Annotated in this window: 20 protein-coding genes; 5 read left to right on the top strand and 15 right to left on the bottom strand. The window is 65.2% G+C overall.

The window, feature by feature from the left end:
• Positions 1-30 precede the first annotated feature (30 nt).
• Entirely contained in the window at positions 31-717 is a 687-nt protein-coding gene (phoB, locus tag KUV82_RS07385) for a phosphate regulon transcriptional regulator PhoB (RefSeq protein ID WP_219953666.1), read from the top strand.
• An 8-nt stretch (positions 718-725) separates the two neighbouring features.
• On the opposite strand, the gene KUV82_RS07380 is transcribed toward phoB, so the two are convergent.
• Genes KUV82_RS07380 through KUV82_RS07360 form a run of 5 tightly spaced genes read right to left on the bottom strand, consistent with a single transcriptional unit; the run spans position 726 to position 8,330 of the window.
• The gene (locus tag KUV82_RS07380; protein ID WP_258319677.1) at positions 726-1,451 is read right to left on the bottom strand and encodes an extensin-like domain-containing protein; all 726 of its coding nucleotides are present in this window, start codon (positions 1,449-1,451) and stop codon (positions 726-728) included.
• Positions 1,448-2,083 carry a LysE family translocator gene (locus KUV82_RS07375; RefSeq protein ID WP_219953665.1) on the bottom strand — a complete coding sequence of 212 codons (636 nt, stop codon included), beginning with the start codon at positions 2,081-2,083 and terminating at the stop codon, positions 1,448-1,450. Before KUV82_RS07375 ends, KUV82_RS07380 begins: the two co-directional genes overlap by 4 nt.
• Before the next feature lie 10 nt (positions 2,084-2,093).
• On the bottom strand, positions 2,094-5,636 hold the full coding sequence (locus KUV82_RS07370) for an error-prone DNA polymerase (RefSeq protein WP_219953664.1): 3,543 nt from the start codon (positions 5,634-5,636) through the stop codon (positions 2,094-2,096).
• Between the two features lie 4 nt (positions 5,637-5,640).
• Positions 5,641-7,089 carry a UdgX family uracil-DNA binding protein gene (locus tag KUV82_RS07365; RefSeq protein WP_219953663.1) on the bottom strand — a complete coding sequence of 483 codons (1,449 nt, stop codon included), beginning with the start codon at positions 7,087-7,089 and terminating at the stop codon, positions 5,641-5,643.
• Positions 7,086-8,330, bottom strand: a complete 1,245-nt coding sequence (locus KUV82_RS07360) for a putative DNA modification/repair radical SAM protein (protein ID WP_219953662.1) — start codon at positions 8,328-8,330, stop codon at positions 7,086-7,088. Before KUV82_RS07360 ends, KUV82_RS07365 begins: the two co-directional genes overlap by 4 nt.
• A 194-nt stretch (positions 8,331-8,524) precedes the next feature.
• Between KUV82_RS07360 and KUV82_RS07355 the strand changes: the two genes are divergently transcribed.
• Complete coding sequence (locus KUV82_RS07355) at positions 8,525-9,094, top strand: phosphoribosyl-AMP cyclohydrolase (RefSeq protein WP_219953661.1); 570 nt, start codon at positions 8,525-8,527, stop codon at positions 9,092-9,094.
• A gap of 79 nt (positions 9,095-9,173) precedes the next feature.
• Here KUV82_RS07355 and KUV82_RS07350 read toward each other — a convergent pair whose 3' ends face one another.
• Positions 9,174-10,679 carry a DUF6504 family protein gene (locus tag KUV82_RS07350; RefSeq protein WP_219956249.1) on the bottom strand — a complete coding sequence of 502 codons (1,506 nt, stop codon included), beginning with the start codon at positions 10,677-10,679 and terminating at the stop codon, positions 9,174-9,176.
• 65 nt (positions 10,680-10,744) lie between these two features.
• Positions 10,745-11,527: a hypothetical protein gene (locus KUV82_RS07345; RefSeq protein WP_219953660.1), complete on the bottom strand. Its 783-nt coding sequence runs from the start codon at positions 11,525-11,527 to the stop codon at positions 10,745-10,747.
• A 145-nt stretch (positions 11,528-11,672) separates the two neighbouring features.
• On the opposite strand from KUV82_RS07345, the gene KUV82_RS07340 reads away from it, so the two are divergent.
• Positions 11,673-12,158: a pyridoxamine 5'-phosphate oxidase family protein gene (locus tag KUV82_RS07340; protein WP_219953659.1), complete on the top strand. Its 486-nt coding sequence runs from the start codon at positions 11,673-11,675 to the stop codon at positions 12,156-12,158.
• A 63-nt stretch (positions 12,159-12,221) separates the two neighbouring features.
• On the opposite strand, the gene KUV82_RS07335 is transcribed toward KUV82_RS07340, so the two are convergent.
• Positions 12,222-13,652 (bottom strand): sodium-dependent transporter, encoded by a 1,431-nt coding sequence (locus KUV82_RS07335; protein ID WP_219953658.1) that lies wholly within the window; start codon positions 13,650-13,652, stop codon positions 12,222-12,224.
• A gap of 127 nt (positions 13,653-13,779) precedes the next feature.
• On the opposite strand from KUV82_RS07335, the gene panB reads away from it, so the two are divergent.
• Together panB and KUV82_RS07325 are read left to right on the top strand one after the other, a co-directional pair.
• Positions 13,780-14,652, top strand: a complete 873-nt coding sequence (gene panB / locus KUV82_RS07330; RefSeq protein ID WP_219953657.1) for a 3-methyl-2-oxobutanoate hydroxymethyltransferase — start codon at positions 13,780-13,782, stop codon at positions 14,650-14,652.
• Positions 14,653-14,663: 11 nt separating this feature from the next.
• On the top strand, positions 14,664-15,734 hold the full coding sequence (locus tag KUV82_RS07325; RefSeq protein ID WP_219953656.1) for a DUF475 domain-containing protein: 1,071 nt from the start codon (positions 14,664-14,666) through the stop codon (positions 15,732-15,734).
• On the opposite strand, the gene KUV82_RS07320 is transcribed toward KUV82_RS07325, so the two are convergent.
• The 7 genes from KUV82_RS07320 to KUV82_RS07290 form a co-directional block, all read right to left on the bottom strand.
• Complete coding sequence (locus KUV82_RS07320; protein ID WP_258319676.1) at positions 15,664-16,662, bottom strand: bile acid:sodium symporter family protein; 999 nt, start codon at positions 16,660-16,662, stop codon at positions 15,664-15,666. The two genes, KUV82_RS07325 and KUV82_RS07320, sit on opposite strands and share 71 nt — an antisense overlap.
• A 46-nt stretch (positions 16,663-16,708) precedes the next feature.
• Positions 16,709-18,469, bottom strand: a complete 1,761-nt coding sequence (locus KUV82_RS07315) for a tetratricopeptide repeat protein (protein ID WP_219953654.1) — start codon at positions 18,467-18,469, stop codon at positions 16,709-16,711.
• The gene (gene prsR, locus KUV82_RS07310) at positions 18,453-19,820 is read right to left on the bottom strand and encodes a PEP-CTERM-box response regulator transcription factor (protein WP_219953653.1); all 1,368 of its coding nucleotides are present in this window, start codon (positions 19,818-19,820) and stop codon (positions 18,453-18,455) included. The genes KUV82_RS07315 and prsR overlap by 17 nt, the downstream gene beginning before the upstream one ends.
• Positions 19,820-21,931, bottom strand: coding sequence for an XrtA/PEP-CTERM system histidine kinase PrsK (gene prsK / locus KUV82_RS07305; protein ID WP_258319675.1), 2,112 nt, complete (start codon positions 21,929-21,931; stop codon positions 19,820-19,822). Before prsK ends, prsR begins: the two co-directional genes overlap by 1 nt.
• Positions 21,928-23,313, bottom strand: coding sequence for a TIGR03013 family XrtA/PEP-CTERM system glycosyltransferase (locus KUV82_RS07300; protein WP_219953652.1), 1,386 nt, complete (start codon positions 23,311-23,313; stop codon positions 21,928-21,930). Before KUV82_RS07300 ends, prsK begins: the two co-directional genes overlap by 4 nt.
• 95 nt (positions 23,314-23,408) lie before the next feature.
• Positions 23,409-23,702, bottom strand: coding sequence for a hypothetical protein (locus KUV82_RS07295; protein WP_219953651.1), 294 nt, complete (start codon positions 23,700-23,702; stop codon positions 23,409-23,411).
• A gap of 84 nt (positions 23,703-23,786) precedes the next feature.
• Positions 23,787-25,169 (bottom strand): helix-turn-helix domain-containing protein, encoded by a 1,383-nt coding sequence (locus KUV82_RS07290; protein ID WP_219953650.1) that lies wholly within the window; start codon positions 25,167-25,169, stop codon positions 23,787-23,789.
• Positions 25,170-25,207 lie beyond the last annotated feature (38 nt).

Below are 25,207 nucleotides of genomic sequence, written 5' to 3'. Positions count from 1 at the left end.
GAGACTGAAAATTCCCGGAAAGGCAAGGATTTGCACGCCGCCAAACTGCTGCTGGTAGAGGACGATCCCGCCCTCTCCGAACTGCTTGAGTACCGTTTCACCAACGAAGGCTACCAGGTACGCACCACGTCCGACGGGGACGAGGCTCTCCTGCTGGCTGCGGAAGACGTGCCCGACCTCGTTATCCTCGACTGGATGATCGAAGGCACCAGCGGCATCGAGGTCTGCCGCCGGCTTCGCCGCGACAAGGAAACGGCCCACGTTCCGATCATTATGCTCACCGCACGTGAGGCGGAAGACGATCGTGTGCGCGGGCTCGACACTGGCGCCGACGATTATCTGACCAAGCCCTTCTCGCCGCGCGAGCTGCTTGCCCGCGTTGCCGCCGTCATGCGCCGCATTCGCCCGGCCCTTGCCGGTGAAAGCATCGAGGTCGGCGACATCATGCTCGACCCCGTCGCACACAAAGTCACGCGCCGCGGCCGCACTTTGCAGCTCGGCCCGACCGAATATCGCCTGCTCAAGTTTTTCATGGAGAGCCCGGGCCGCGTGTTCAGCCGCGGGCAGCTGCTCGACGGTGTCTGGGGCACCGAGAGCGAGATCGAACTGCGCACGGTCGATGTCCATATCCGCCGCCTGCGCAAGGCGATCGAGATCGAAGGCGCGAAGGATCCGGTCCGCACGGTGCGCAGCGCAGGCTACTCGCTGGAAGCCTGACAGCTAAGCTAGCGGCACACGCTGCTCCAGCGTGGGCTCATATCGAGATGGAAGTGGTCCGCATGGGCCGCGTTGTAGTCCGGTGAAAGGACCGTCGCGAAGGCGCCGCAGGCCCCGTCGCGTACCTCGCGCAGGAACCGCGCCTTGTCGGCCTCCCCCGGCCAGTCACGCAGCACGCTGATGCGCGTCCCGTCCTCCAGCACGAAACCGGCAATGTCGATGGCGTTGGCGGTCGCATGCTCGCTCCATGCACCGGTGTCCCGCCCATAGAGGCGGCGGCAGGAATAGGCGCCAAGATGCTCGATCCGTGCGACGGGCGAACCGAAGATCGTTTGCGCCGCGGGCTGGATCGCGTCGCGTTCCCAAAGCACCATAGCAACCGCCGTCGGGCACGTCGTCGCAGGCGTATTGGGGCTGAGCGGATAGTCTGCGAGGCGGGTGCGATCCTCGCGCAAACACGCGCCCTCGCCCGCGGGTTGCAGCGCCTCATGCGTGATCGCGCTGCGTTCAAGCACGGCGCGGCAGGCCGGGACATCCTCGCGCAGCGCCTGCAGCTTGGTGTCGGTCGCCCAGCCCACCGGATCGCGCAGGTCGAGCGGCGCCCAGGGGTTGTGCTGGGGATGATCGGCGAGCCAGGCGCGCCCGGCCACCATCAGGCCCAGGGCCACAAGCAGCAAGACGACCCGGCGGTCCCCGGTAAACTTACCGATCCGCCGTGATATGCGCACTTTCACAACCCGCTCTCCACCAGCTCGACGAGAACCAGCGCCGAGATCATGAGGAAGAGCGCACCAATGCCCCGATCGATCCAGCGGCGCGTGGCGGCGCGCTCCATCACCCGGGCGAGTTTCTGCCCCGCCACGATGTAGAGGGCGCCAATCGGCAGGTCGATCACCAGCGCCAGCACCGCAAGGATCACGATTTGCGGACCGATGGATGCCGCCGGATCGACGAAGGGCGGGATGATCGCGACCATGTAGATCAGCGATTTCGGATTGCCGATGGCGACGAAGATACCGTCGCGAAAGGCGTTGCGCGAAAGGTGGCGGGGCGCGTCGGGCGTGTCCGTATCGGGATGGGAGGAATGGCGGATTGCGGCAAGGCCGAGCCAGGCGAGATAGGCGATCCCCGCATAGGCGAGCAGGCGGAAGGCGAGCGGATAGGTCGCGGCCAGCGTGCCAAGCCCGAAGGCGGCGAGCGCCCACCAGGCGAGATAGCCGATCTGCATGCCGATGAGCGCGGCCCAGCCCGCCCGCGCACCGCGCCAGATGGCCTGCCCCATGACGAACATCATCGACTGGCCCGGCACCACGCTGGTTATGGCCGTCACCAGCGCGAAGGCTGCAAGCTTTTCCGCATCGATCATGATGCGGCCCCTAGTGGAAGTCGCGGCTGGGGGGAATGATGCGCACATCGCGCGGGTGCCCGCCGCGATAGCCGCATTCGCGGTTGCCCGGGGGCGGCTCCTCCCACGGCTCGACAGGCTTGTAGGGATCGTCCTTGCCCTCGCGCAGATTATCACGTGGATTGAACTTGGCCGGAAGCGGCGAGGTCACATGGTCGGCGCGCGCAACCGGTGCGTTCAGCATGTCGTCCGACAGGGCATAAAGCCGGTCGGTCGCGTCGGTCATGTGGTGCGCGATGACATGGATCACCTCGTCGTCGTATTCGACGCGCCCGCGCACCTCCATCAGGCGCGAACCCATTACCACCCGGCGCTGCTTTTCCTTGAGGTCTGGCCAGACGACGAGGTTGATCACCCCGGTCTCGTCTTCCAGCGTGATGAAGCACACGCCCTTCGCGCTGCCCGGTCGCTGGCGGATCAGCACCACGCCGGCAACATGCACCATGGAGCGGAACTTGCGCTTGCGCAGGTCGCAGGCGCGCACGAAGCCGCGTTCGGCAAGGCTCGCGCGCAGGAAGGCCATGGGATGCGCCTTCAGGCTGAGGCGCGTGGTCTGGTAATCGGCCACCACCTCTTCGGACAGCGGCATCCGCGGCAGCTGGGTCTGCGCACGCTCCGCCCCTTCATCGCGCGCGGCCGCAGCGGCGAAAAGCGGCAGGTCCGGCCCGCCGACGATGCTGCGCGCATCCCACAAGGCCTGACGCCGCGACAGCTGCATCGAGGCAAAGCAGTCCGCGCTCGCCAGCCTTTCGATATGCGCCGGCCCAATGCGGGCACGGTCCTTCAGCGCCGTGACGTCAGCGTAGCGCCCGCCATCCTCACGCGCCGCAATCAACCGTGCCGCCACGGCCTCCGGCAAGCCGTCCACCTGGCGCAGGCCCAGGCGCAGGGCGATATGCCCGTCGAGCCGCCCGTGTTCGCCGTCACGGCGGGCCCCGGCAGGCGACGCCACCTCTTCCAGCGTGCAATCCCACTGCGACAGGTTGACGTCGGCGGGCAGCACCGTGACGCCATGCTCGCGCGCGTCGCGCACGATCTGCGCCGGCGCGTAGAAACCCATGGGCTGCGAATTGAGCAGCGCGCAGGCGAAGGCCGCCGGGAAATGGCATTTCAGCCAGCTCGACACATAGACCAGATGCGCAAAGCTGGCCGCGTGGCTTTCGGGAAAGCCGTATTCCCCGAAGCCGCGGATCTGGTTGAAGCAGCGCTCGGCAAAATCGCGGTCGTAACCGCGTGTGACCATGCGCTCGACCATCATGTCCTGCAGCTCGTCGACCATGCCGCGGCTGCGGAAGGTCGCCATGGCCTTGCGCAGCCGGTTGGCTTCGCGCGAGGAGAACTTCGCCGCATCGAGCGCGATCTTCATCGCCTGTTCCTGGAAGATCGGCACGCCCAGCGTGCGCTCGAGAATGCTGGAGAGCTCGTCGGGCGGGCCGTATTCGGGGCTCGGTGCAGGAATGACGACCTGCTCCGCCCCGCGGCGGCGCTTCAGATAAGGGTGGACCATGTCGCCCTGGATCGGCCCTGGGCGCACGATGGCGACCTGGATGACGAGGTCGTAGAATTCGCGCGGGCGCAGGCGCGGGAGCATGTTCATCTGTGCGCGGCTTTCGACCTGGAACACGCCAAGCGAGTCCCCCTTGCGCAGCATGGCGTAGGTTTCCGGGTCCTCGCGCGGGACCGTCGCCAGGCTCAGCGGGCGGTTGTGGTGATCGTCGAGCAGGTCGAGGCACTTGCGGATGCAGGTCAGCATCCCCAGCGCTAGCACATCCACCTTGAGGATGCCCAGCGCCTCGATATCGTCCTTGTCCCATTCGATGAAGGTGCGTTCGGGCATGGCGCCGTTGCCGATCGGCACGGTCTCGGTCAGCGCGCCTTCGGTGAGGATGAAACCGCCGACATGCTGCGACAAATGACGCGGCATACCAATCATTTGCTCGGTGAGTTTCAGAACGCGCCGCAAATGCGGATCGGTCACATCCATGCCCGTTTCGGCAGCATGCGCTTCGCTGATCTCGCGACCCCAACCGCCCCATACGGTCTTCGCAAGCGCGGCAGTGACATCCTCGGTCAGCCCCATGGCCTTGCCGACCTCGCGGATCGCCATGCGCGGGCGGTAATGGATCACGGTGGCGCAGAGCCCTGCCCGGTGGCGGCCGTACTTGCGATAGATGTACTGGATCACCTCCTCGCGCCGCTCGTGCTCGAAATCGACGTCGATATCGGGCGGCTCCTTGCGCTCTTCGGAGATGAAGCGGTCGAACAGCAGCGCGTGCTTGGCCGGGTCGACGCTCGTGATGCCGAGGCAGTAGCACACGGCCGAATTGGCCGCGCTGCCGCGCCCCTGGCACAGGATCGGCGGATCGACCCCGCGCGCGTAGTCGACGATGTCCTTGATGGTGAGGAAGTAGCGCGCCAGGTCGAGCTTGCCGATCAGCGCCAGCTCACGCTCCAGCGTCTGGCGCACGCTGTCGGGCAGGCCCGCCGGATAGCGCCACTCGGCTCCTTTCCAGGTTTCCTGTTCGAGGAATTGCTGCGGTCCGAGGCCGTCGGGGTAGATCTCTTCCGGGTATTCGTACTGCAGTTCGTCGAGGCTGAAGTCGCAGGCATCGGCAACGCTGCGCGTCGCGGCGATGGCGTGCGGCCAGCGCTCGAACAGCTTTACCAGCGTTTCCGGCGGCTTGAGGTAGCGTTCGCCATTGCCGTGGAGCCGGTGCCCGGCCGCGGCAACCGTGGTCTTGTGCCGGATCGCGGTCATCACGTCCTGCAGCGGCCGCCGATCGGGCGTGGCGTAATGCACATCGTTGGTAGCAAGGATCGACAGGCCGTTCGCGCGGGCGAGCGCGTCGAGCCGCTCGATCCGGGCAATGTCGCTGTCGGTGTAGAGATAGGCGGCGGCGATATGGCGAAGGCTCGGCAGGCCGGCAGCGAGGTTGGGCAGGATATCGGCAAAGGGAGCGCAGATCCGGTCCTGTACCGCTTCGCCGCCCAGGCCGACCACGTTACTGCCCCAGGCCGGGACCGTGAATTCCTGCTCAAGATCGCGCGGCGGCAGCAGGATCAGCTGCACCCCCTCGGCATGCGCGGCCACCATCTCCAGCGAGATATCGCACGCGCCCTTGTCCTGCCATTCGCCTTCGAGCGTCTGCATCCTCCCTGCAGAGATCAGCCGGCAAACCCGGCCATAGGCAGCGCGATCGCGGGGATAGGCGAGGAAATCGAGGCCTTCGACCGTTTCTATCCGGCAGCCGATAAGGGGCTTTAATTTAAGCGTTTTTGCCTCGGTATGGATGCGAACGACCCCGGCCATGGTGTTGGCATCGGCAATCCCGATCGCATCATAGCCCAGCGCCCGGGCCTGCAGCACCAGATCGACCGCATCGGAAGCGCCGCGCAGGAAGCTGAAGCAGGAGACCAGGCCCAGCTCGACAAAGGGCGAGCGCGGCGGGGGCGTCAGGCTGTCGGGATCGAGCTCGACCGTGCGGCGGGGTATCTGGAGATCGTTTTCGGGCATCGGCCTATCCGGCCAGTTCCGCGAGCCGCTCCTTCACTGCGGCAAGGTCGGCCGCGAACAGCCGCGCCTGTTCCTCGCGCGCTGGCCCGTCGAGGCGCAGCAGGTAGGAGGGGTGCACGGTGACCCACAACTCGCTGCCGTCTTCCAAGGGAATGGCCTGTCCGCGAACCTTCGCCACGCTCACCGTCTTGCCGAGCACCCCGCGCGCCGCGCTCGCACCCATGGCGAGCACCAGCTTCGGCCTCACGAGCGCGCGTTCGCTTTCGAGCCACCAGCGGCAGGTGTCGATTTCCTTGGCACCCGGGTTCTGGTGGAGCCGCCGCTTGCCGCGCTGAACATATTTGAAATGCTTCACCGCATTGGTGACATAGGCCGCGCGCCGGTCGATCCCGGCTGCTTCGAGATGCGCGTCGAGCAGCTGCCCGGCAGGCCCCACGAACGGCCGGCCGGCAACGTCTTCCTGGTCGCCCGGCTGTTCGCCGACGATCATCAGCGCGGCATCGCGCGGCCCCTCGCCCATGACGGCGTGGTTATCGAGAGTTCCGATGGGGCATTTGCGGCAGGCGTGGATGGCCTTGTCGATCGCATCCAGCGTGCCGGGCCGCTCCTCGAAGGCGAGCGCACCCTTCTCGACCATATGCGCCTCGCGCCCCTGCGCGCCCGCGATCAGCTCGGGGATCAGCGCGGCCTCGGGCATGTTCTTCCAGTATTTCTTCGGCATCTCCTTCAGCATCGCATCGACCTTCAGCCGTGCGGGATTGAAGATCGAGGCGTAGTAGCGGCGCCACAGGTCTTCCATCGGATCGCCTCCCGGCGCGTCCGAGCGCTGGGCTGGCGGGCCTTCCGCCATGGTTGTGCCATCCCAGTGGAGCGAACCGCGCGGGGTCAGGATCGACCAGCGCATGTTGGAAAAGCGCCGCATGAAAAAGCCCGCATTGGCGCGCAGGATGTGGTGGTCGGGCTCGAACCAGGCGACGTAATGTTCGCCCAAGGCCTCATCCTCGACGAGGCGGAAGCGCACGAAGGCGTGCATCTTGTGGCTGTCGCGCCGCACGTTCTTGGCCAGCTCTTCCACCTGCCGCACATCGCGGTCGGCCTTGTCCTCCATGATCCGCGGATTGGCCTGCAAGCGCCAGAGAAGGCGGTAGAGCAGGGAAAACCGCTGCGCGTCGGAATGGAGGATGGCGTTGCGCGCAAGGCTCACGAAGCGCTTGCTGGCGCGCACGGGCCGCGCATCGGCGGACGGCACGGGCAGGCGGCGCTCGCCTTGCGATGGCGCGCCAGAGGCAAACAAATCGCCGCTGCCACCCGGTTCGAGCCAGGCGATCCGGTCGGGCGGCACATCGCATTGCACGAGCCCGCGCGCCCGTTCGCGCCAGAAATCGAAGTCGTCCGGCTCGGGCAGGTGGACCGTGTAATAGGCGCCGAGCTTTACGTGCTGAAGCGCGGTCATGCGGCGAACAGCTCCAACTGCTCCGCCTTGGGTGCGAGTAGGCTGCGCAAGTCGGCGCGATCGGTCAGCGTGACCGGTCGCCAGTCGACAGCGCAGATGAAGGGCCGCACCTTGGTGATCGACTGGGTCAGCCGCGCCACATCGTCTAGGCGCAAGGCCCGGTGGCGACGACTGGCAAGGATCTTGCCCACTGCCTTCACGCCCAGCCCCGGAACGCGCAGCAACTGTTCCTTGCTCGCGCGGTTCACATCGACCGGAAAGGCCTCGCGGAATTTCAGCGCCCAGGCGAGCTTGGGATCGATATCGAGCGGCAGGTTCCCGTCCGCCTCGGTCGCCTGCATCACATCGGCGGGTTTGTAGCCGTAAAAGCGCATCAGCCAGTCGGACTGGTAGAGCCGGTGTTCGCGGATCAGCGGCGGGCGCTTGAGCGGCAGAACCGCGCTCGCATCGGGGATCGGGCTGAAGGCGCTGTAATAGACGCGGCGAAGGCGGAAATTGTCGTAGAGCCGGCTTGCCTTGCCCACGATATCCGCATCGGTGGCCGCATCGGCACCCACGATCATCTGCGTCGACTGGCCGGCAGGGGCAAAGCGCGGCGCGTGACGGAAACGCTTGCGCGCATCCTTGGCTTCGATGAGGTCGGCCTTCACCTTGCCCATCGCGCCTTCGATCTGGCGCGCGTCCTTGTCCGGCGCGAGGCGGGTAAGGCCGCTGTCGGTCGGCAGCTCGACGTTGATCGACACACGGTCGGCATAAAGCCCTGCACGGTGGACGATTTCCGGATCGGCCTCGGGGATGGTCTTCAGATGGATGTAGCCACGAAAATCGTGTTCTTCCCGCAGGATGCGCGCCACTTCTACGATCTGTTCCATCGTATGGTCGGAGCTTTTGACGATCCCCGATGAGAGGAACAGCCCCTCGATATAATTGCGCCGATAAAAGCCGAGCGTGAGGTCCACTACCTCTTGCGGGGTGAAGCGCGCACGCGCCACATTCGAGCTCTTGCGATTGACGCAGTAGTGACAGTCGAAGACGCAGTGGTTGGTCAGCAGGATCTTCAGGAGCGAGATGCACCGGCCATCGGGCGCATAGGCGTGGCAGATGCCCATCCCCTCGGTCGAGCCGATGCCCTTCCCCCCGAGACTGTTCTTCTTCGCCGTGCCGGAGGACGCACACGAAGCGTCATACTTCGCGGCATCAGCGAGAATCTCAAGCTTCTGGAGGAGGGTCTGCGCGGCCATTTGTTCACTATACGTTCCAACCGCGATTCAGCCAAGAAATTTTCTGCAAAACTGCGGGAACCGAACCGTTCATCCTGCGTAATGACGGCACGGACCGGGCCCCTCTGGCGGGCGCATATGCGCACGTGATGTCGGACGTAGCGAGCATGGAACGCTTGCGAGCAATTCAACGGGCAAAGCCCAAAGGGGAATACATGAAAAAGATGATTTATGCCGTTGCCGCCGGTGCTGGCGCGCTGACTCTTGCTGCCTGCGGCGAAACCGCCACGGCCGACGCAGAAGTCGCCACCGCCAGCCCGATTACCGCGGCTGAGGTTGAGGCTGCACAGCAGGCATGGGGCGAAGGCATTGTTGCCATCGGCCAGACCTTTACCGAAGAGGGCGATTACAGCGCCCGCGCTTCGGAACACATCGCCACGCACTACGCCTATGGCGATGACGCAACCATCCTCTTCAAGCCGACACTGGCTGCCGAAGACCAGTTCCGCGAAACCACCGAAGAAGCGCTGAGCTACTTCGTGGGCACCGAAGGCACCGAAGACGGCGGTTTCGCGATCGCCCCCTACACGGCGGTGCGCTGGGAGAACAACGGAACCGTGATCAGCGATGCCGGCGACATGGCCGTGGCCATGGGCAACTACTACTTCACCGGCACCGACGGCAACGAGACCAAGGTCGAGTATTCCTTCGCTTACGAGAAGGATGATGCCGGCGACCTCAAGATCGTCCTGCACCACAGCTCGCTGCCTTACAGCGCGAACTGATCGCTGCGATAACGCAAAACGCTGGGCCGTCCCGATCGGGGCGGCCCTTTGCGTTTCAGGACATGATCCGATCATTCCCTCAAGCGCACAGGCCCTGCAGATACCAGTCGGGCGCCCCGCCGCGACCATCGCCGATAATGCCGAGGCGGTAGATCCAGTAGCGCCGCCCTTCCCCATCCTCGATCCGGTAATAATCGCGCAGCCGCGCCCCGCCCCGTTCGCGCCACCATTCGGGCGCTATCCGTTCCGGACCCTCCACCCGCGCCACCTCATGCACTTCGCCCCGCCAGCGGAAGCGCTGCGGATAGCCGTCGGGCGTTGCGTAGAGCACTGCGATCCGCTCCGGGCTGTCGAGCAGCTTAAGCGGGCGGGCGTGAAACGCCAGCTGCCCTTGCGAGGCAGGCTCGGGCTCCAGCGGGGGCTGCCAGCGCTGCGCGCGTTCGGGAATGTGGCTTGCGAAGGGCACGGGGCGGCTGACAGCCCTGGGACCAAGGCGCACGGTCAGCCGGTCGACACAGGCCGCCAAGGAAGTCCCGTGGCTTTCTGCCGCCGCTTCGATATCGCCCTGCGCCAGGGCAAGCGGTTCGGCCCAGCTCGCGCGCAGGCGCAGCATCTCGATCCCGAAACCGGCGTCGATATCGTCGAGGCGCGCGGCGAAGAGACGCAGCATATGCGCCGGATCGCGGGTTGCGGCAGCCATTTCGAGGCGGCGCACCACCACTTCGCCATCGACCCGCCACAGCCCCAGCTCGAGCCTGCGCGCGCCCTTGCCCTGCCCCTCCAGCTCGCGCGCCATGTCCTCGGCGAGATCGGCGACCACCTGGTCGAGCAACTGGCGGTGGCGGATCGGTTCGAGCAGGCGCCGCTGCACCAGCGGCATCTGCTGGGGGACGACCGGCAGCAGCGGTTCGGGCACGCGGCCGAGCAACTGGTCGAGCCGGATCAGCGGATTGGCCGCAGGCGATTTGCGGTTGCGGAAGCGGCGCTGGATCGCATCGCGCCCGATGACCGAAATCTCCCCTAGGCGCTTGAGGCCAAGGCGGCGCAGCACGGTCAGCACATCCTGGTCGAGGCGCAGCGCGGCTACCGGCAGGTCGGAAAGGGCTCGCTCGATCGCCGTCTCGCCCTCCACGATCGCACCGGCGGGGCCGTAATGCGCCAAGGCCCAGGCCGCCCCTGCCGTGGGCGCAAGCGCCGCCCGTACGGCCAGCTTGCGGCGCGCGAAAGCCTCGTAGACATCGGCCAGCAGGCGCTCCTCGCCGCCGAAAAGATGCGGCACGGCGGTGACATCGACCAGCAGGCCGTCGGGCGCATCGAGCGCGGACCAGGGGCCCCAGCGCTGGGCCCAGACCGCCAGATGTTCGAGGAAAGCGAGGTCGCCGGCCGGATCGCTCGGCGCGGTGGCGATTTCGGGGCACAGCGTGCGCGCATCGGCCAGCATCATGCCCTTGCGCGCGCCGGCGGCTGATCCTGCACGGTTGACCGCTTCGATCCGCGGCCCATGCGCCGTGTCGGCAATTAGCACCAGCGGGCCTGCGTCTAGCGCTGTGCCGCCCTCACCCATGGCCAGGCGCCAGCGATCCATGGCCAGCGCAGGAAGCCAGATCGAGAGGATACGGCGGGTTGGCGAGGAACCCGCAGGCAGCGCGCTCACGCCCGGCGGCGCGGGTATCGCTGGCGCAATCCCGCCGTCCAGTTGGCGACCGCATCATCCGTGTCGCGCCAGGCCTTGCTGGCCGTGAGGGAGTCCTGCTCTTCGCCGAGAACCCATTCTCCCGGGGCGTGCGCGCGGGCGCGGAACAGCTCGCCCCGCCAGCGCGGTGCTCCGGGGGCCTGCGCGTTCCAGCGCGGCTGTGGCGAGGCGACCGAGGCCACCTCCCAGCGCATCCGCGCTGCCGACAGGTCGCGCGCGGCGTCGATCCTGACCAGGAACAGCGGGACTCCGTGCTTTTCGCTCGCCAGGGTCAATCGGCGCGAGGCGGTGAAATCGAGAGGTTTCGGATTGCCCGCAATCTCGCCCACCACGAAGGCGAGGTCCCGGCAGCGCAGCCCCTCTTCCAGAGCGAAGAGCGCGTCCTCGGCCTTTTCGGCCAGCACATGGATCAGGCGGGCCTGCAGCTCTTCGGGCAATCCGGCACGATAGGGACGCCCGGTGCGCCGCGCCGCCTCGCGCGTCTGAACCCACAGCACGCTGCGCAGGTCCTGCTGCTCGCTCGCGCTGTCGAGGGGACGGTTGCGCCAGTCGTCAAGCGCCAGGGCAAGCGCGGCGGCCGCCCCTGCCCCATCCCGCGAGGAGCTGAACACTTCGTTGTGCAGCGCCAGGCCTTCGCTCTGCGCCAGTCCGGGACGCCAGCGCGCGCTGCGCCGTGCAGACAGCGCGGCCACGTCTTCGAAGGCCACGGACGGCAGGGAGGAAAGATCGGGCTTGGACATAGGGGATCGACTCACGTGTTCCCATTATGTTCCATATCCGGGCGATTCGCAATTCATCCCTCCACTGCCCCGCCTCGGCGTGTCGGACGGAACGGTCGGCCGCTGCCACCCGTTTGAAAACCATACGCAAATACGAGGACACATCATGAAATACACTGACGGAAACGCCGACGCTCTCAAGAAGAAGTTCTGGATGACGCTTGCAGATTCGCCCTTCGTGTTCCTCGAGCTGGACGGCCAATCGGACACCGCTGTGCCGATGACCGCGCAGCTCGACAAGGACGCGGACAGCGCGATCTGGTTCTTCACGCAGAAGAAGTCGGATTTCGCCAAGCTGGGCAAGGCAACCGCCAGCTTCACCGGCAAGGACCACGATATCTTCGCGCGCTTCAATGGCACGCTCGCCATCGAAAACAGCCAGGACCGATTCGACCAGTTCTGGAACAACTTCGTGGAAGCCTGGTACGATGGCGGCAAGGATGATCCCGACATCCTGTTCCTGCGCATGGACCTCGGCGATGCCGAGATCTGGAGCGGCGACCTTGGCCTCCTCAACACCGCCAAGATGGCGCTCGGCATGAACGTCCACGAAGACGCCGAAGAACGGCATGTGGAATCGGTCGACCTCTAGATCGACCCAAGAACCAGAAAATGGTCGCAAAGGGCCGCCCCTCACCGGGCGGCCCTTTTTGTATCAGGCACCCAGGATGCTCGGGAACAGACCGGTCACGAGGATGATGGCCACCGCGATCGGGCACAGCCAGGCGATGAGGAAGCGCCACAGGTTGAACGCCAGCGGCGACAGACCCGTGGTGGTGCGCAGCAGGTTCTCGTCCGCCTTCCAGCCAATGAAGATCGAGGTCAGCAGCGCGCCAATCGGCAGCATCACCTTGCCAGTGAACCCGTCCACCGTGTCGAGAATATCGGTGTTCTCGAACAGCGACCAGAAGCCCAGCGGACGAACATCGGCCCACACGTTGTAGCCGAGCAGGCAGGCGATCCCGATCAGGAAGGCCCCGCCGCCGAAAATCAGCGCCGACTTCGGACGGCTCCAGCCCCGCTCGCCGATACCGTAGGCTGTCGGCACCTCGAGCAGCGAGATCGAGCTGGTGATCGCCGCGACAAGGATAAGCACGAAGAACAGGAAGCCGAACAGCGCGCCGCCGGGCATCGTCTGGAAGGCGAAGGGCAGCGTCTGGAACACCAGCGTCGGACCGGCGGCCGGATCGAGGCCCACGGCCAGCACGATCGGGAAGATCATCAGGCCAGCAAGCAGCGCGACGGTGGTGTCGGCAAAGGCGATCAGGCCGGCCGTGGGGCCAAGGCCGCTGTCTTCGCGGATGTAGGAGCCATAGGTGATCAGGCCCGCAACACCGAGCGAGAGCGAGAAGAGCGCCTGGCCGAGCGCCGAGTTCATCACCTGCGGGGTCAGCTTCGACCAGTCTGGCGTAAACAGGAAAGCCACGGCATCGCCGATGTCGCCTTCGATAGCGCCGTAGAGCACCAGGCCCAGCAGCAGGACGAAGAACATCGGCATGAGGTAGGTCGCGGCCTTTTCGATGCCCGAACTCACCCCGCGCGCGACGATGTAGAGCGTCAGGCCCATGAAGAGGAAATGCATGCCGAGCAGCAGTCCGGGATTGGCGAACATGTCGCCGAGGCGCTGCTGGATCTGGTCCTGGCTCTCGCCCACCAGCGCGCCGCGGAAGGGATCGCCTTCCATGATCGCTGAGAACAAATCCGCTCCCATCACACCGGCATAATAAAGCACCCAGCCCGCAACGACCGAGTAGAACGACACGATCAGGAATGCAGCGAGAGCGCCGACCGCGCCGAAGATCGACCAGCTGGGCGAAGCCTTGGACTGCGCTGCAACCCGGCGGATCGACCCGACGGCGTCGGTCTGCCCGACGCGGCCGATGAAGATTTCCGACAGCACCAGCGGCAGGCCGAGCAAGAACACGCAGCCGATGTAGAAGAGCACGAAGGCACCGCCGCCGTTCTCGCCGGCGAGCGTCGGAAAGCGCCAGATATTGCCCAGGCCAACCGCAGCGCCCACCGCTGCAAGAATGAAGGCAGTGCGCGAGGACCAGCCATCGCCGGTCGGAGTCGTCGTAGCGACCATGTTCAGATTATCCCTCTCCAGGTGCGGCGATCCCGACCGCGGGTGACATGGCCGCCCTTAAACACGCAAATCCGCGCGATTCCAAGCTTCGCTTTGCCATCGTCCACGCGCTTGCTAGTGGGGCGGCATGTCGACGACCTTCCAGCTCGAGACGAGCACTAGCCGGGCCAACCCCACACCGCGACCGATGAAGCGGCTCACGGTCCCCAAGATCCGCGCGCACAAGACGGATGGCACCAGCGGCGAACCGCTGGTCATGCTCACCGCCTACACCGCGCGGCAGGCCCAGCTGCTCGACGCGCATTGCGACCTCCTGCTGGTCGGGGATTCGCTGGCGCAGGTCATCTACGGCCTGCCGACCACCATCCCGGTGACGCTCGACATGATGGCCAATCACGCAGCCGCGGTCGTGCGCGGCAGCTACCATTCGGTGGTCGTGGTCGACATGCCCTTCGGCTCCTACGAACAATCGCCGCAGCAAGCGTTTGAAAGCGCGACCTTCCTTCTCAAGCAATCGGGTGCGGCCGCGGTGAAGCTCGAAGGCGGCGAGCAGATGGCCGAAACGGTCGCCTTCCTGAACCAGCGCGGCATCCCGGTGATGGGCCACGTCGGCCTCACGCCGCAGGCGGTCAATGTGTTGGGCGGTTATGCGGCGCGCGGCCGCAGCGATGCGGAAGCCGAGAAGATCGTCGGCGATGCAAAGGCGCTCGACGAAGCCGGCGCCTTCGCCATCGTCCTTGAAGGCGTGCTCGAACCCATCGCTATCGAAGCCACTAAGGCGGTTTCCTGCCCGACCATCGGTATCGGCGCCTCGGCGCAATGCGACGGGCAGGTGCTGGTTACCGAAGACATGCTCGGCATGTTCGAACGCGTCCCGCGCTTCGTGAAGAAGTACGAGGACATCGCCAGCATCATCGAAAAGACCGCTGCCAGCTACGCCGAAGAAGTGCGTGCGCGCAGCTTCCCGACCGCTGAACAGACCTACCAGCCCAAGGCCTGAAGACCCGCGCAATGGAAACGATACGCCAGTACTACACCTTTTCGCTCGCCTTCACGGCAGTCTGCTTCGGCCTTGCTGCCTGGTATGGCTGGAGCAGCACGGGTTCGATCACCGCGACCCTCGGCATCTTGTGGATCGTCATCGTGCTTTCGATCCTCGAGGTCTCGCTGAGCTTCGACAACGCAGTGGTCAACGCGACCGTCCTGCGCGACATGGACCCTGTCTGGCAGCAACGCTTCCTGACCATCGGCATACTTATCGCGGTCTTCGGGATGCGCATCATCTTCCCGATCGCCATTGTTTCGATCGCGGCCCAGGTCGGCCCGATGGAGGCGGTGTCGCTGTCGCTCAACAATCCGGTGCGATACGAGGAGATCGTCTCGGGTGCCCATATCGGCATTGCCGGCTTCGGCGGCGCCTTCCTGGCGATGGTCGGCCTCACCTTCTTCTTCGAAGAGGAGAAGGACGTCCACTGGATCGCCGTGATCGAGCGGACGATCAACAAGTTCTCCAATGTCCCTGCCGTCGAGATCGGCCTCGTCCTGGGGCTCGTCTATTTCGTCTCGACGCTGCTGGAACCGGACGATGCGGTAACCTTCCTCACTGCAGCCATCCTAGGCCTCGTCACCTTCATCGCCGTTCATGCCATTGCCGCGATCATCGAAGCACGCGAAGCGCGCAAGAAAGCCGCTGGCGAGATCGTGAAATCGGGCCTTGGCGGGTTCCTCTATCTCGAAGTTCTCGACGCAAGCTTCAGCTTCGACGGCGTGATCGGGGCCTTTGCCCTGTCGAACAACATGATCATCATCGCGCTGGGCCTTTCGGTCGGCGCCATGTTCGTGCGTTCCATGACCATCCACCTCGTGCGCACTGGGACGCTGGCGCAGTACCGCTATCTCGAACACGGCGCCTTCTGGGCGATCATCGTGCTCGGCATCATCATGCTGCTGTCCGCGCGCTGGCACATTCCCGAAACGATCACCGGCCTGCTCGGTGCGGTCCTGATCGGTCTCAGCTTCTGGTGGTCGGTGCGGCACAATCGCCGCCATCCGGAAGATGCGGTGACGTCGACAGACGACTAGCAACCGGCGCTGCGACCACCAGCTGGAAGAAGTGGTAGAGCAGCAGCGCGATTACGATGAAACCGGCCTCGGCCGGCGGGAACAGGATCGTCGCTAGCGGGGCGCCCACCGCCGCGCTTTTCTGGGCTCCTGCGAACAGGAAGGCGATGCGGTCGGCGCGCGGTAGTCGCAGCGCCCCGCCTGCGAGCCAGGCGCCGTAATTTCCGACCACCAGGAAAACGGCCACCAAGCCCAGGATCGCGAGCCAGTCGAATGCATCGACACGGGTCCAGATGCCCTGCTCAACCGCGCCGGAGAACGCGACATAGATTGCGGCCGAAATGGCAAAGCGATCGACCCATGCGATCTTGCCCTTGTGCTGTGCGATGAAGTCGCGCGTGAAGCCCTGCACCGCCTGGCCAATCGCAAAGGGCAGGATCAAGAGCAGCATGATCTTGCCGATCACGTCCATCCCGACCGCCCCGCTCCCGCTGCCGCCAAGCGCGAGGAAGATCGGGACCGTGATGAAGACGCCAAGGATGTTGAGCAGCGCCGCCCCGACCACCGACAGCGCCACATTGCCCTCGGCAAGCGACGTGTAGGACGTCGCCGACTGGACGGTCGACGGAAGCGTACCAAGGTAAAGGAAGCCCAAGGCGACAGCCGGGGTCAGGACGCTGCTCCCGATAGAGGCCAGCGCCAGTCCGACCAGCGCCATCGCGCCAAACACCCACAGGACGAGCGGGAGAAGGAAGCGCCAGTTGGCCGCTCCCGCCGCGATATCGCGCCGCGCGATCCGCATGCCGTTCAGCAGGAAAAGGATGAAGATCGCCGAATTGGCGACGAGCTGCGCCGCACCGCGGGCCTCGCCCACGGCCGGTACCAACGCAGCAAGCAGGATTGCTGCCATAAGCATGCGCAGCATCGGATCGGCGAAAACGGTTCTCATCCCCATATCCGGCCCCTGCCCCGCGCAAGCGGCCTTGTCGAGGGGATCAATTTCCTCGCAGCGACTGCGCCTTCGCACGCAGTTCGTTGCGAGCCGCTTCTTCGCTTTCGGGCAGCGAAGCGACAAGCGCTGCGATAGCGAGGGGGTTCATCGGCTGTAGGTCATGCGCGGCCAGCGCAAGGGCAAGCGCGGTTTCCCCGTCATCCCCCTGCAAGGCGCCTACGCTTCGCGCGGCCAGGACCCAAGGCACACGACCCATGCCATGGCCGATTGCGTGATCGAGCAGCAGGTTGGCCTGCTCCCAATTTCCCTCAGCGGCATAGGCATCGGCCAGTATGGCCGCCGCTTCCCCGTTCATCGGGTTTTCGCGCACATAGGCTTCCAGGACCCGCGTCGCGGACTCCGCGTCATCCTGCGTTCCTGCGAGCCGCAGCGTGAGAGGCCAAGGGCGCCGCACGCTTGCCGAGCGCTCATAGGCCTCGCGCGCAGCCCGCTTGTTACCCCGCGCATACTCCGCATCGCCCAGGATAGCGAAGGCATCGCCCGAGCCGGGATGGCGCTCGGCAAAGGCCCGCGCCCGGCCAAGCGCCCGGCTGGCCTCGCGCTCGGCAATGGCGCTGCGCACATAGTCCCGCGTTTCCAGCCCGGATTCGACGGTGGACACGGCCAGGGCTTCGGGCGGGGTAGCGCTGGGAAGGATCGAAAGGTTGGCGTTCCCCACAGCGGCAAGGTCCAGCAATATCCCAGCCTTCTCGCGATCATCGAGCGTCTCGTAGGCACGCGCGACGAGCGTGCGCAGATAGGTCGAGCCGGCCGAACCCGCTGCGAATTCCCCGAACCGGCGAACAAGCTCGCGCTCGCCGTCGCTGCGCGAAAGCGCGTAGGCCAGCAGGTCGCGGACCCGGCGGTTGTCGGGCTGGCGCGCGAACAGCCTGTCCAGCGTCTGCGCGGCGCTGGCGAAGTTCTCTTCTTGCAGGTCGATGATCGCCGACAGCAGCTGGGCCGCCGCAACCTCTTGCTGTGGGAGTTCGGACCGCGTCAGCAGGGTACGCGCCAGCGGGAAGTAGCCGCCACGCGCTGCAATGACGGCCTGGACGAACAATCCGCGCGGGTTCTGAGCCGCCTCTCCGCCATTGGCCCGCAAGACCTCCAGCGCGTCACTGGCGCGACCGGCGTCCCCCAGCGTAGCGGCGTATTCGACCCTCAGGCCGACATCGTCAGGCCGGCTCGCCAGGGCGCGCTCCAGCAGCCGGGCGCCGGCCATCATTCCTTCGGCGTCGCGGGCCAGCTGGCCGCGAAAACGCAGCGCTTCCGCATTGCCTTCATCCAGCTCCAGAGCGCGATCCGCAGCTTCGATGGCCTGCAACTGCTCGCCGCCGCGATAGCGCAGCCGTCCGATGTCGACCCACAGGTCTGCGCTGTCGGGATTGGCCTCGAAGGAGCGATCGAAGGCCCTTCCCGCTTCGGCCAGATTGCCCTCGCGCATTTCCAGCTCGCCCAGCAGGCGAAAGCCCAGCGCTCGCGTTTCGTCGGAAAATTCGCCCGGACCCAGCCATTCGCGAGCGGCGCGCATATCGCCTTCCTGCAACTGTGCCTGACCGAAGAAGGCTGCAACAGCGCTCCGCTCGGCGCCTTCTTCGAGCGCGCGTTCGAGGAAGACTTCGGCAGCAATCGGCTTGCCCCGCGCAAGTTCGGCCTGCGCGCTTTCGATCGTCGTGGGCGGCTGTTCGCTCTCGGCGCAGGCACCCAGCGCGACGGCGGCGATCAGAGCGATGAAGCGCAAGAAGGTGTCAGGCCTGCAAGTCATATTGCTTGAGGAGGTCGTAGAGCGTGGGCCGGCTAATTCCCAAGAGTTTCGCGGTGTTGGAGATATTGCCTTCGCTTCGCGCAAGCGCCTGGCGGATCATCCGGCGATCCGCCTGTTCGCGCGCGGCCTTGAGGTTGAGCGCTATGTCGCCCCCCTCTTCGTCACTCTGCTCAAGATCGAGGTCTTCCGCCGACACCATTTTGCCGTCCGCCATGATCACCGCGCGCTTCACCCGGTTTTCGAGTTCGCGCACGTTTCCGGGCCAGTTCCAGCCATCGATCGCCGCGAGCGCATCAGGGGCGAAACCCTTGACCTGCGGGTTCATCTCGTCGGCAAAACGGGTCAGGAAATGCTTGGCCAGCAGCACGGCATCGCCCGGGCGATCCGCCAGCGTCGGCACCTTCACGACGATTTCGGCTAGGCGATAGAACAGGTCCTCGCGGAACGTGCCTTCCGCAATCATCGCTTCAAGGTTCTGGTGGGTGGCGCAAACGATGCGCGTGTCGACCGAGATCGCCTTGCGGCCCCCGATGCGTTCAATCGTGCGTTCCTGAAGGAAACGCAGCAGCTTGACCTGAAGCGGCAGGGGTATGTCGCCCACCTCGTCAAGGAACAGCGTACCACCATCGGCCAGTTCGATCTTGCCCTCGGTCATTTTCACGGCGCCCGTGAACGCGCCCTTCTCATGGCCGAACAGCTCGCTTTCGAGCAGGTTTTCCGGAATCGCCGCGCAATTGATCGCGATGAACGCACCGCCGCGCCGGTCGCTGGATTCGTGCACGCCGCGGGCAAGCAGCTCCTTGCCCGTTCCGCTCGCACCCAGCAGCATGACCGAGACATTGGTCGGCGCCACGCGCTCGATCGTGCGCGCGACCTTGGCCATTTCGGGAGCTGCGGTGACCATCGAGCCAAGGACGGTGCGATCTTCCCCAACCTTTTCGGACAGGCGCCGGTTCTCGTTTTCAATCTGGTGCAGGCGGTAGGCCCGCTGAACGATCAGACCGAGCGTGTCGATATCGACCGGCTTCTGGTAGAAATCGTAGGCCCCCTGCTCCACCGCACGCAGCGCGCTTTCGCGCGCGCCGTGGCCCGATGCGACAATCACCTTGGTGTCGGGCTTCATCGCCATGATCGCTTCGAGGACGGCAAAGCCTTCGGTCGTACCGTCCGGATCGGGCGGAAGGCCGAGATCGAGCGTGACTACAGCGGGCTCTTCGGAACGCAGCGCGGCTAGCGCCGCTTCGCGGGTCCCGGCGATGACGACGTCGAAATCGTCATAGGCCCACTTGAGCTGCGCCTGCAGGCCTTCGTCGTCCTCGACGATCAGCAATTTGGGTTTGGTGTCCGCCATTATACGACCTCGTTCTCTTCAGCCGTCTGGCTTCGATCAATTATGTGCGCCGCCTCTTTGAGGGGCAGGCTCACCGTAAAACGCGTGCCCAGATCCTCGCGCGATTCCACATCGAGACGCCCACCCATCGAGCGGATCAGTTCGCGCGCCTCGAAGGCTCCGATGCCGAACCCTCCGGACTTGGACGACACGAAGGGCTTGAACAGCCCGTTGCGCAGGAACTGGGGCGACATACCCTTGCCATTATCGATCACATGCACCTTGCCGGCGATGCCATCGCTGATGACTTCCAGCATGACAGAACTGTTGGCTTCGCTGGCATCGATCGCGTTCTGCACCAGATGGACCAGCGCTTGGTCGAGCGCCTCGGGATCGGCTTCGACGGTAACCGGTTCCGAGCGCAGGACCGCGACCGGGTGGACCTTACCGAGGCGATCGGCGACGCTCTTTGCCGCACTGGCCAGATCGAGTTGCGCGGCTTCCACCGAAGCGGGCGAACCGTACCGCCCCAGGCGCGCCAGCAGCGTGTTGAGCTTGTCGGCGCTGTTGCGCAGGGTAACGAGCATGTCCTTGCGAAATTCGGGCTTGTCGGCGTGCTTCTCCGCGTTGCGCAACAGGAGCGACATTTGGCTCGACAGGTTCTTGATGTCGTGCATCACGAACGCCATGCGCCGGTTGAATTCATCGAACCGGCTCGCTTCCAGCAGGGCTGCCTGCCCGGCCTGCTCGGCAAGATAGCTCGCAAGCTGCCGACCGACCACGGTGAGCAGGTCGAAGTCTTCCCAGTCCAGTTCGCGCTCGACCAGCGGACGCGAAAGGATCACAAGGCCGACGAGACGGTCGAAGTGGAGAAGCGGGACCGCAGCCCAGGCGCGCGCGTCTTCGCGCAGCCAGTCGGGTATCAGCTCGCGCTCGCCATGGTGATCGATCCCCTGACGCACCTCGTCGAAGTCGATGATCAACTCATTGCGCTCCAGAACGTCGCTGAGCGCCGCGGGAGCGGCCTTCGCAGGCACATCGATTTCCGGCCATTTCCAGTTCGCACCCAGCTCCATTTCTCCATCGTCGCTCGGGACGAGAAGCAGGCCAGACGGGCTGTCGGTTATGTCGGCAAGTGCCTTGACCAGGCGCTCTTGCAAGGTCGCGTTCTCGAAACCCGTGGTCCCGATCGTGTGGGTGAAGCGGATCCACTCGTTGCGGTAGTCGTAGCGGTGCTTGAACAGGTGCTTGATCGCCGTGACCCGCAGCCATCCACGCAGGCGGTCCGAAGGCAGCCAGATCAGCGCCAGCGCACCGGCCGCGATGATAAGGCCGACCTGCGTCATGCGTGCAAGGTCGCCCGCCAGCATGTCGAGCCAGCGCGCAAGACCCAGCATAAGGGCAAAGTAGCCGCCGATGATGAGCAGCGAGAGGAAGCGGAAGGTGACCGCACGCGAGGGATTGAACTGGAGGCCGGATGCGCTCTTGTTGAACCCGATGGCGAAGGGCACGGCAACCATCGCGGCCGCCAGCCCGCGAAGGGCAGTCATTTCCGGCGAGACCTCGCCAGTGATGTAAGCAAGCGTGAAGAAGTTGAGCTCGAACGCCCAGAGGCCCGCAAGAGCGGCCGCGCTCCACCGCAGGATCTCGCGCGAGGAGGTGGCGGCGCCGACATAAAGGTTGTGCAGCAGCACCAGCGCGCCGACGGCCACCATGACCCGGAATAGCGCGGCGGTTTCAAAGGTGAGCGTCACCAGTTCCGGCGTCACCGCATATTGGCGAGCAATCAGCAGCAGCGCGAATTGCAGCACTTCCACAAAGGCGAGTGCGAACACCGCGGGTCGAACGAGGCGCAGCGTCTCGTCGCGTCCGTCGTTGCCGAACAGGCGGAAGAGCATGAACAGCCATGCAAGGTTGCGCGCGATTTCGGTCAGCTCGACAATCGGCCGACCAGGCTCGAAGCTCGCTGCGGCGAAACACCAGTTGGCCGTGAGCGCGAGCGCGGCGATCGCCGGTGTCCGGTCAGCCCGTTCCGCATCGCCCTTGCGCGCGATCCAGATGGCCGCGAGCGCGCACACGATCGCACCCAACGTGTAGGCGGCGTAGGAAAAACTTGCGACCCAACCCATCATCGCGCGCCGTCCGGCCAGAGGATCACGCGTGCCGTCTGCAGCAGGATCAGGATGTCGAGGAAGGGTGTGTAGTTCTTGGCGTAGTAGAGGTCGTATTCCAGCTTGTGCCGGGCATCCTCGATGCTGGCGCCATAAGGATAGTTGATCTGGGCCCAGCCCGTGATGCCGGGCTTCACCACATGGCGCTCGGCGTAGAAGGGCAGCTCCTTCTCGAGATCGACCACAAAGGCCGGCACTTCCGGCCGCGGGCCCACGAAGCTCATTTCGCCTTTCAGCACGCTCCAGACCTGGGGCAGCTCGTCGATGCGGACCTTGCGGATCAGGCGGCCAACGCGGGTGATCCGCGGATCATCCTTGTCCGCCCATTTGACGCCCGCCGCTTCGGCATCGGTACGCATCGAGCGCAGCTTGGGGATCTGGAAAGTTTGTCCGTAAAGGCCGACACGGGTCTGGCGGAAGAAGGCCGGCCCCTTGCTTTCCAGTTTGATGATGACCGCGAAGACAACGATCAGCGGAAGCCCGATCACCAGGATCACCAGGCTGACCACAATGTCGAACAGGCGTTTGCCGAGGCTCGACAGGCGCCGTCCGGCCGAGAAGCCATCCGAGAAGATCAGCCAGCTCGGGTTGAGCGTGTCGAGATCGACGCGACCCGTCTCGCGCTCGAGGAAGCTCGAGAAGTCGTTGACGTGCACCCCCTTCGTCTTGACCTTGAGAAGGTCTTTAAGCGGCAGGGCATTGCGGCGTTCCTGCAGCGCAAGGACGACCTCGCTTGCGCCAACCCGCTCGACGAACTGTCCAAGGTCGGAAATGGATTCGCGCGGGACCGCGGTCTCGATACTTGCGGGGCTATCGCCCATGGCGACAAATCCGCCGACCGCGAAGCCGCTGTCGGCTCGCTGCGAAAGGCGCTGCAATCGCTTTGCACGCTCGCCTGCTCCGAGCACGACAATCGTGCGGCGAAAAGCCTCGACACCCAGCATGCGGCCGGCCAGCAGGCGGTTGAGAACGAGCGCAACAATCGCGATAGCCATCGCGTAGAGAAGAACCGAGCGCCACAGCGCCGAGCCCGGAAGAACCAGGTTCATCAGCGAGATGGCCAGCACTCCGAGGCTGACCGCAACGAGCAGGCGTGCGGTGGCGAAACGGATCGAGCGTAGCGCCTCGGGCCCATACGTGCCCACGGCAATCATGGCGAGCCACACCACTCCGGCAAAACCACCAAGTTCGAGGACCCGGTCTGAAAGATTGCCGACACTGACGCCGATTTGCCCGACGCGCAGGCGCCAGGCCGCCTCCCCCGCCAAGGCGAGGAGTACGAGATCTATCAGGGACAACAGCACGACATTGTAGGAAATGTAGTGCTTGAAAAGGCGGATCATCCGGTCCGGCTCACCAATTGCTAGTGTCGGGATTCTTAACTAGCACACAGGGATGAACCGTCGGTAAACTTTACAATGGTTCCCGTTCGGGCCGTTTAGTTGGCTACCGCGTCCTCGATCGCTTCGCCGGCGGACTCCGCGGCATCGCCGACCTGTCCTGCCGCGTCGCCGACTTCGCTGGCCGCTTCGGCAATCGCATTGTCCTTGGCAACTTCCGCACCGCTCATTTGCGTGAAGAAAATGATGCCAACAATCACAACGCCCAGCACCAGTAGGACAAGCACCCAATTGGTGCCGCCGGCGCGCCGGTCACCGTCTGTGACAACCGTGTGCGTGGTGTGGGTGTTTCCGGCCTCGTCCGTCGTTCGGGTCACGCGTTCTTCTGTCATTTCAGGTCTTTCTTGCGACTATGGGTCTGCGGCAGGGAACGCTCGCCAGCTTTCCCTGTTCCGGGCTGTCGCGCCTGTTGAATGCTAACCGTCGGCGAATTCGAAGGGTGTTACGCCCCTGCGGATCGTGTCGAAGGCAAGCCGGCGACCGGCCGGCGGCAGAGACCTTTGGCTACAGCGCATCCTGTGGCAGCGGGCGCATCCCGGACCGATCGGCTGCGCATCGTCGGCTCTCAGCGAAACGCCGCGCGCCTGCGCGAGATCATTCGCGAGAACGGCTTCCACCCCGACCGCAACCACGAACTGCGCTTCGCCCGGTGCACCGCTGCCTTCAACCGTCCGCGCCATGGTCAGCCAACCACCATCGCGATCTCCGGAATTGTCGAGCGCGACAAATTGCACCTGCAGTTCCCCTGCCCGGTCAAACGCCCGGTGCGCGTGCCACAAGGGGCAGCTTGTATCCGATTCCACGAAACGCGCCGTGCTCGCCCCGGTGAAGGTCTTGGAGAACTGGCCTGCGCGATCGAGGCGCACCATGAAAAACGGCAGGCCGCGCTGACCCACCCGCTGGAGCGTGGTGAGGCGGTGCGCCAGCTGCTCGAAACTCACCCCGAACCGGCGCTCCAGCACGGGAAGGTCATAGCCCGTCGCCTCGCAAGCGCGCAGGAAGCGGCCGTAGGGCATGATCAGGGCCGCGGCGACATAGCCGGCAAGGTGGCGGGCAAAGAGCGCCGTCGCCGCCTCATCCTCGAAATTCGCGCCGCGCGCGACTGCCTCGATGGCCTCGGAAAATTCCAGCTGCGCGAGCTGCAGCGCGAGCTGGAAGTTTCGCGAAGGCACGCTCAGCATCTCGGAAAGCTGGACCTGGCGGGCGTGCAGGTCGAGCCGGCGCAGGCTGTCCGGCATGACCTCGCGCGGCAGGATGCGGACCGAAAGCTGGTGCCGCTCCCGCAGCCGTTCGGTCACCGCCATGCCGAAATCGCCGCGCGACAGGCGCATCTCGTCAGCCAGCTCTTCGGCGGCGGTGTCGAGGTCGGCAAAGTGGTTGCGCCAACGCTCGATCTCGAGCCGCGATGCTGACAGCGGGTCGTCCTCCCGCGCCGAAGCTGTCCCGGCGTTGTCGTAGAGCCGCGCGAACGCGGCCGCAGCCTGAGGGGCGGAAGACAGAAACTCCTGCAATTCTTCCCTATCGACACCCAGGTCCTGAAACCGTTCGTCGGAGAAACGGCGCGCGAGGCCGTCGAGCCCTCCGATCGCCTCGTCCTCGCGCAGGGTGCGCGGATCGAAGTCGAACTGCTCGACCAGCTGCATCATGACACGGGCGCTGACCGGGCGCTGGTTTCGCTCGATCAGGTTCAGGTAACTCGGCGAGATGTCGAGCCGGGCAGCGGTGGCAGCCTGGGTCAAGCCTTCGCGCTTGCGCAGGCGGCGCACAGCAGGTCCGGCAAAGAGAGCGTCGTCGGCCATATGTGACTTTCTTTACATATTTACAGGTTTGATAGCCT

The sequence above is a fragment of the Qipengyuania flava genome (genome assembly GCF_019448255.1).
Classification (GTDB): Bacteria; Pseudomonadota; Alphaproteobacteria; order Sphingomonadales; family Sphingomonadaceae; genus Qipengyuania; species Qipengyuania flava_A.
The sequence above is the reverse complement of the archived record's forward strand: the minus strand, read 5'-3'. Positions and strand labels throughout refer to the sequence as shown.

Bases quoted from the DNA above. Each gene is read 5' to 3' on its own strand.
- KUV82_RS07290 (WP_219953650.1), bottom strand. From the start codon at position 25,169: ATGGCCGACGACGCTCTCTTTGCCGGACCTGCTGTGCGCCGCCTGCGC.
- KUV82_RS07335 (WP_219953658.1), bottom strand. From the start codon at position 13,652: ATGGTCGCTACGACGACTCCGACCGGCGATGGCTGGTCCTCGCGCACT.
- KUV82_RS07295 (WP_219953651.1), bottom strand. From the start codon at position 23,702: ATGACAGAAGAACGCGTGACCCGAACGACGGACGAGGCCGGAAACACC.
- prsK (WP_258319675.1), bottom strand. From the start codon at position 21,931: ATGATGGGTTGGGTCGCAAGTTTTTCCTACGCCGCCTACACGTTGGGT.
- KUV82_RS07345 (WP_219953660.1), bottom strand. From the start codon at position 11,527: ATGTCCAAGCCCGATCTTTCCTCCCTGCCGTCCGTGGCCTTCGAAGAC.
- KUV82_RS07355 (WP_219953661.1), top strand. From the start codon at position 8,525: ATGAAAAAGATGATTTATGCCGTTGCCGCCGGTGCTGGCGCGCTGACT.
- KUV82_RS07365 (WP_219953663.1), bottom strand. From the start codon at position 7,089: ATGACCGCGCTTCAGCACGTAAAGCTCGGCGCCTATTACACGGTCCAC.
- prsR (WP_219953653.1), bottom strand. From the start codon at position 19,820: ATGGCGGACACCAAACCCAAATTGCTGATCGTCGAGGACGACGAAGGC.
- KUV82_RS07350 (WP_219956249.1), bottom strand. From the start codon at position 10,679: ATGGATCGCTGGCGCCTGGCCATGGGTGAGGGCGGCACAGCGCTAGAC.
- panB (WP_219953657.1), top strand. From the start codon at position 13,780: ATGTCGACGACCTTCCAGCTCGAGACGAGCACTAGCCGGGCCAACCCC.
- KUV82_RS07315 (WP_219953654.1), bottom strand. From the start codon at position 18,469: ATGACTTGCAGGCCTGACACCTTCTTGCGCTTCATCGCTCTGATCGCC.
- KUV82_RS07375 (WP_219953665.1), bottom strand. From the start codon at position 2,083: ATGATCGATGCGGAAAAGCTTGCAGCCTTCGCGCTGGTGACGGCCATA.
- KUV82_RS07320 (WP_258319676.1), bottom strand. From the start codon at position 16,662: ATGAGAACCGTTTTCGCCGATCCGATGCTGCGCATGCTTATGGCAGCA.
- KUV82_RS07300 (WP_219953652.1), bottom strand. From the start codon at position 23,313: ATGATCCGCCTTTTCAAGCACTACATTTCCTACAATGTCGTGCTGTTG.
- KUV82_RS07340 (WP_219953659.1), top strand. From the start codon at position 11,673: ATGAAATACACTGACGGAAACGCCGACGCTCTCAAGAAGAAGTTCTGG.
- KUV82_RS07360 (WP_219953662.1), bottom strand. From the start codon at position 8,330: ATGGCCGCGCAGACCCTCCTCCAGAAGCTTGAGATTCTCGCTGATGCC.
- KUV82_RS07370 (WP_219953664.1), bottom strand. From the start codon at position 5,636: ATGCCCGAAAACGATCTCCAGATACCCCGCCGCACGGTCGAGCTCGAT.
- KUV82_RS07325 (WP_219953656.1), top strand. From the start codon at position 14,664: ATGGAAACGATACGCCAGTACTACACCTTTTCGCTCGCCTTCACGGCA.